General features: G+C 55.6%; 4 protein-coding genes and 1 pseudogene. All 5 read left to right on the forward strand.

Annotated features, from left to right (window positions below; genetic code table 11):
• Positions 1-252 (forward strand): MobC family plasmid mobilization relaxosome protein (locus CCOS865_RS27955; protein WP_119147025.1); only part of this gene is annotated, 252 nt, incomplete at its 5' end.
• Entirely contained in the window at positions 242-1,747 is a 1,506-nt protein-coding gene (gene mbeA, locus CCOS865_RS28920) for a plasmid mobilization relaxase MbeA (protein ID WP_007899683.1), read from the forward strand. The genes CCOS865_RS27955 and mbeA, both read left to right, overlap by 11 nt.
• An 806-nt stretch (positions 1,748-2,553) precedes the next feature.
• Positions 2,554-3,858 (forward strand): methyl-accepting chemotaxis protein, encoded by a 1,305-nt coding sequence (locus CCOS865_RS27965; RefSeq protein ID WP_007899670.1) that lies wholly within the window; start codon positions 2,554-2,556, stop codon positions 3,856-3,858.
• 987 nt (positions 3,859-4,845) lie between these two features.
• Entirely contained in the window at positions 4,846-5,190 is a 345-nt protein-coding gene (locus CCOS865_RS27990) for a MobC family plasmid mobilization relaxosome protein (protein ID WP_032976203.1), read from the forward strand.
• A pseudogene (locus CCOS865_RS27995) lies at positions 5,180-5,513 on the forward strand (relaxase/mobilization nuclease domain-containing protein); the annotation flags it as partial. The gene CCOS865_RS27990 and the pseudogene CCOS865_RS27995, both read left to right, overlap by 11 nt.

Genomic DNA, 5,513 nt, shown 5'->3' on the forward strand with positions numbered 1-5,513 from the left:
GCGTGGATGCGGCAGACCTGCCTGGACGAAAAGCCGGCTCGTACCGCAAAACTTCCTTCGATCTCGCCGGCGCTGCTGCGCCAGCTTGCCGGTATGGGCAACAACCTGAACCAGATAGCCCGCCGTGTTAACGCCGGCGTCGGTACCGGTCATGACCGGGTGCAGATTGTGGCGGCGCTGATGGCCATCGATGCCGGGCTTGAGCGGCTGCGGCACGCCGTTCTTGAGAAAGGAACGGACGATGATCGTTAAATTTCATCCACGCGGTCGCGGCGGTGGCGCCGGGCCGGTGGACTATCTGCTGGGTAAAGACCGGCAGCGTGAAGGCGCCAGCGTCCTGCAGGGGAAGCCGGAAGAAGTCCGGGAGCTGATCGACGCGTCGCCTTACGTGAAGAAATACACCTCCGGCGTCCTGTCGTTTGCGGAGGCCGATCTGCCTCCCGGCCAGCGGGAAAAACTGATGGCCAGCTTCGAGCGGGTTCTGATGCCCGGACTTGATAAAGATCAGTACAGCATTCTGTGGGTGGAGCACGAGGACAAGGGGCGTCTGGAGCTGAACTTTCTGATCCCCAATACCGAGCTGCTGACCGGCAGGCGGCTCCAGCCGTACTACGACCGCGCCGACCGGCCGCGTATCGATGCCTGGCAGACCATCGTGAACGGCAGACTGGGGCTGCACGATCCGAACGCGCCGGAAAACCGCCGGGCGCTGGTCACGCCGGCCGGACTGCCGAAAACGAAGCAGGAAGCCGCAGAAGCCATCACCCGTGGACTGCTGAGCTTAGCCTCGTCCGGGGAGCTGAAAAGCCGTCAGGACGTCACTGAGGCTCTTGAAGGTGCAGGTTTTGAGGTGGTGCGTACAACGAAAAGCAGTATCAGCATTGCCGACCCTGACGGGGGGCGAAACATCCGACTGAAGGGAGCCATCTATGAGCAGTCTTTTAACGCTGGCGAAGGACTTAGAGCAGCAATCGAAAGCGCAGCAGAAGAGTACCGGCGAGATGCTGAAAGCCGCATTCAGCGAGCACGAGCAGTCTGTCAGAGCGGAACTGAACGCAAGCGCGAGGAGAATCAGCGACGCCATCAGCGCCCACGAGCAGAGTATGAGCGAGGCGATGGAGAAAAACCGGCGGAGCGTGTTGCTGACGGCCGGGAGGACATGGCTCACCATCCTGATGGTGTCAGCGCTGCTGATCGCCACGAGCGGGAGCATTCTGTGGTGGCAGGGACGGCAGATAACCGACAATTACACACATCTTCGTCAGCAGGAAGATACCCTGGCGAAAATGACCGCCCGGACGTGGGGAGTACGCTATCAGGAGAGCAACGACGGCCGGAGGTTCCTTATCCTGCCGCCGGGGATGCAAGCCGAAGCCATCCCCTACGACGGGACGACCTGGATCCGCCTGAAACAGGAGTAGCGGAAAATGACAGAGCTGGAAAAGCAGTTGCTGAGCGCATTAGAGCAGCTACAGCAGGACTACTCGCAAAGGCTGGACGAATGGGAGAGCGCCTTCGCGGAATGGCGGAGCATGTGTGGACTTATGCAACGGGAGAACGCGGTGCTGAACGAGCGCGTGTCGGACTTGAGCACGCAGGTGCTGAGTTTAAGCGAGCAGCTGCGCCGCTTGTCCGGGAACTGAATGCCATCGAGGAGAAGGCTGCACTGGAGTATCAGCGTCAGAACGAGCTGGAGCTGACGCTCCGACAGAAGCAGAAGAGTTTCGATGGTCCGAAGATGAGGTGACAGCCCGCACGAAGAAGGGCTCATCGCGTTCCTGCTAAATAGGCTGACTACCGGAATGGTAGTGACTTATCCCGGAGGAAGTGATGAAAATTCTCAACGTTATTGAAGCCCTGCTGAACTGTTTTTACCTGGTGATGGAGCTGTGTGAGTTGCCGGAGAGGCATTTGCCGGTTTTTAAGGCGTTCGCGCTGATTTTAGTGTGACTTTACGCTGCATGCATCTGGCTGCATGACTATGCATCAGTGTAATATCCAGCGGCTGCGTTTTTGGTGTTTTTTCGTCATGTCTGTCGCCACTTTCTCGCGTCTGGCACCGGAAACGCAGCCAACCCCGTTTCTGCGGTGCGGGCAAGGGGTGTTATGTTAAAAGCCGAGGTCTGGCGGATACGGAAAAAATTATGCCGGCCGGGCTTATGCCCGCGGCAATCCGGCCGATACTTAAATTATCCTTCACAAAGGATGTGCTGCGATCCAGGCAGTTGAGTGTTTTCCGGCTCCCGGATGTGAGCCATTTTTTTGCCTTCTGATGCCTGTTAATGCATGCGGAGCTGCGCTGGTTCTTCCAAGATTGATAGACGCCAGCTTCTCTGCTGGAGCCGGCGGATTTGCCGTAAATATGAACATTTTCTTATTGTTCAGCCCGCTAAAGATGGCGGGTTTTTTACGCGTGAAATCCGGAGCCGGACATCATGCCGGCATGGCTGAAGAGCGGGCTTTTTCCCGCCCTGTCGCAGTAATATATAACGCTACATAAGGAGTAGCCGATAACCATGGCAGTACTTACATTATCCGGGCAATCTGATTCATATGTTTTCACTTAAAAATATGTTCTCCCTGAACCTCCAGCGATCAGCCATTTCGTATGACGCAATTTGTCAGAATAAGCCTGTCATTGAGTTCAGTCCGGAGGGGGTGATAAATAAAGCCAGCCCGCTTTTTCTCTCCACTATGGGGTACAGGGCTGATGAAATAATCGGTCACCACCATCGTATATTCTGCCCGCCCTCGCTGGTAAGTTCACCGGAATACAGCCAGTTCTGGCAGCGCCTTGCCAGGGGAGAAAGCTTTAGTGGCAAGTACCTGCGGCTGGCAAAGGGAAATCGTTCCGTATGGCTTGAAGCCAGTTATATCCCCGTTTCTGACAGGCGCGGCCGTGTTATCAGAGTCATTAAAATTGCTGCCGATATTTCTGAGCGCGTGCATTCTGCTCTTGAGCAGGAAGCAGTCGTAAATGCCATAAACCGTTCTATGGCCATCATCACCTTCAATCCTGAAGGGATCGTGCTTGAAGCAAATGAAAATTTCGTCAATGCCACTGGCTATAAGCGGGATGAAATCATAGGTAAGCATCATCGTCTGTTCTGTGCCGAGACGCTTTACAAAAGTGATGAATACCGACATTTCTGGGAGAGTCTGAATCAAGGTGAGTTTTTTTCTGGTCTGTTTCCACGCCTTAACCGTCAGGGAGACCCTCTGTGGTTCCGTGCAACTTATAACCCTGTCTTTAACAGTGATGGGCAGCTTTATAAAATTGTGAAATTCGCTACAGATGTTACGGCTGATGTCCTGCGAAACCAGAGAGAGCAAGAGGCTGCTGTGCATGCATGGGATATGGCCGTGCAGACCCGAGAAAGTGCGCAGAACGGTGCCAATGTTATTGAAAATAGCATCCTTATGATTGACAGAATTGCGCAGGGGATGGGGGCTGTCTCCACCGATATCTCACGGCTCAACAATCAGTCTGAAAGTATTGACGATATGGTGGAAACCATCCGGAAGTTTGCCATGCAGACAAGACTTATTGCACTGAATGCCGCGATTGAAGCAGCAAGGGCTGGCGCATCCGGAAGAAGTTTTGCGGTTGTTGCCGCAGAAGTGCGTAATCTTGCGGCGAGCGTCAGTAGCGCGACTGAAGAAATTGAGCAAGTCGTGGCCAGCAATAGTCAACTGGCCAAGGATGTTCTCTGTGGCATTGAAAACAGCCTGATGAACACTCGGGAAGGGGTTACACTCATGCGCGAAGCGGGTGAAGTTATGACCAGCATTCAGAGGAATGCTGCAGGGGTTGAGACTGCGGTTAAGGATGTCGCCATTTCAGTTAAAGCCGGATAGGCCATGGTGCATATCCCCATATCTGTCGAACATCACAGATGATCTTCTTGAGATCCTTTCCGTTGCGTCGTAATCTCTTGCTCTGAAAACGAAAAAACCACCCGGCAAGGTGGCTTTTTCGAAGGTTCGCAAGAGTTGACGCTCTTTTGAACCGCGGTAACTGGCTTGGAGGAGCACAGTCACCAAAACTGTCCTTTCAGTGTAGCCTTATCGCACCCGAAACTTCAAGACTCTCCTCCTCTAAACCTGTTACCAGTGGCTGCTGCCAGTGGCGCTTTGTCGTGTTTTTCCGGATTGGACTCAAGTTGATAGTTACCGGATAAGGCGCAGCGGTCGGACTGAACGGGGGGTTCGTGCATACAGTCCAGCTTGGAGCGAACTGCCTTCCCGGAACTGAGTGTCAGGCGTGGAATGAGACAAACGCGGCCATAACAGCGGAATGACACCGGTAAACCGAAAGGCAGGAACAGGAGAGCGCACGAGGGAGCCACCAGGGGGAAACGCCTGGTATCTTTATAGTCCTGTCGGGTTTCGCCACCACTGATTTGAGCGTCAGATTTCGTGATGCTTGTCAGGGGGGCGGAGCCTATGGAAAAACGGCTTCGCCGCGGCCTTATCGCTTCCCTGTTAAGCTTCTTTCTGGCATCTCCCAGGAAATTTCCGCCCCGCCTGTAAGCCGGTACCGCTCGCCGCAGCCGAACGACCGAGCGCAGCGAGTCAGTGAGCGAGGAAGCGGAATATATCCTGTATCGCATATTCTGCTGACGCTCCGCTGCTGCATTTTTCTCCTGCCACATGAAGCACTTCACTGATATTCGCATCCGTGCCAACATAGTAAGCCAGTATACACTCCGCTAGCGCTACGTGACTGGTTCAGGGCTGCGCCCCGAAACCCGCTAACAGCCACTGACGCGCCTGCGGCTTGTCCAACCCCGCGCCGACCGGGAAAGGTTTTCCCGCCCGTCCCGGGGTTATCAGGAGACTGTTTTGTCAGAGAAACGGAACAAGATGCTCACCATGTGGGTGACGGAGGATGAGCACAGGCGGCTACTTGAGCGCTGCGACGGCAGGCAGCTGGCGGCGTGGATGCGGCAGACCTGCCTGGACGAAAAGCCGGCTCGTACCGCAAAACTTCCTTCGATCTCGCCGGCGCTGCTGCGCCAGCTTGCCGGTATGGGCAACAACCTGAACCAGATAGCCCGCCGTGTTAACGCCGGCGTCGGTACCGGTCATGACCGGGTGCAGATTGTGGCGGCGCTGATGGCCATCGATGCCGGGCTTGAGCGGCTGCGGCACGCCGTTCTTGAGAAAGGAACGGACGATGATCGTTAAATTTCATCCACGCGGTCGCGGCGGTGGCGCCGGGCCGGTGGACTATCTGCTGGGTAAAGACCGGCAGCGTGAAGGCGCCAGCGTCCTGCAGGGGAAGCCGGAAGAAGTCCGGGAGCTGATCGACGCGTCGCCTTACGTGAAGAAATACACCTCCGGCGTCCTGTCGTTTGCGGAGGCCGATCTGCCTCCCGGCCAGCGGGAAAAACTGATGGCCAGCTTCGAGCGGGTTCTGATGCCCGGACTTGATAAAGATCAGTACAGCATTCTGTGGGTGGAGCACGAGGACAAGGGGCGTCTGGAGCTGAACTTTCTGATCCCCAATA

This window comes from Pseudomonas reidholzensis (assembly GCF_900536025.1).
GTDB lineage: Bacteria > Pseudomonadota > Gammaproteobacteria > Pseudomonadales > Pseudomonadaceae > Aquipseudomonas > Aquipseudomonas reidholzensis.

Excerpts from the sequence above, each read along its gene's own strand:
- mbeA (WP_007899683.1), top strand. The coding sequence starts at position 242 with ATGATCGTTAAATTTCATCCACGCGGTCGCGGCGGTGGCGCCGGGCCG.
- CCOS865_RS27965 (WP_007899670.1), top strand. The coding sequence starts at position 2,554 with ATGTTTTCACTTAAAAATATGTTCTCCCTGAACCTCCAGCGATCAGCC.